The organism is Pseudonocardia sp. SID8383, from assembly GCF_009864975.1.
GTDB classification, from domain to species: Bacteria; Actinomycetota; Actinomycetes; order Mycobacteriales; family Pseudonocardiaceae; genus Pseudonocardia; species Pseudonocardia alni.
The window spans coordinates 1-519 of sequence record NZ_WWFY01001011.1 but is presented as its reverse complement, the minus strand read 5'-3'; the positions used below and the strand labels follow the sequence as shown (position 1 = coordinate 519).

1 protein-coding gene is annotated in these 519 nt (G+C 77.8%); it reads right to left on the bottom strand.

Features of this window, described 5'->3' with window-relative positions; all coding sequences use genetic code 11:
• Positions 1–444 (bottom strand): FAD-dependent oxidoreductase (locus GTW08_RS24260; RefSeq protein WP_161152588.1); only part of this gene is annotated, 444 nt, incomplete at its 3' end.
• Positions 445–519 lie beyond the last annotated feature (75 nt).

The following is a 519-nucleotide window of genomic DNA, read 5'->3' as shown; positions in this document are numbered from 1 at the left end:
GAGCGCGGCCGTGGTGAGCGGGCGGCGCAGGACCGGCTCCCCGACGAGGTCCCACAGCCGTCGCGAGTGCTCGTGCAACGCCGTCCAGGACGCGCCGGCGCCGTCGCCCAGGGCGGCGTCGAGGGCGGCCGGGACCGCGGCCACGGCGTGCGGGAGGTCCAGCCGGGTGCCGTCGGCGAAGACGTAGCCGCAGGCCGGGTCGACCGGCGTGACCGGCAGGTCCGCGGGACCGCCGGTCGCGGCGAACAGGTCGTCGAGCAGGTCCGGCATCGTGAGCAGCGACGGACCGGTGTCGAAGGTGAACCCGTCCCGGGTGACGACGCCGAGCTTCCCTCCCGGGGTGTCGGCCCGCTCGAACACGGTGACCGCGTGCCCGGCGGCGGCGAGCCGCGCCGCCGCCGCGAGCCCGCCCAGCCCGGCGCCGACCACCACGACCCGGCTCACAGCGCACGCCCCTTCCAGCTCAGCGTGCCGCGTAGCCTGCCCGCCCACGACGACGCGAGTAGCCCGAGCAGGGCC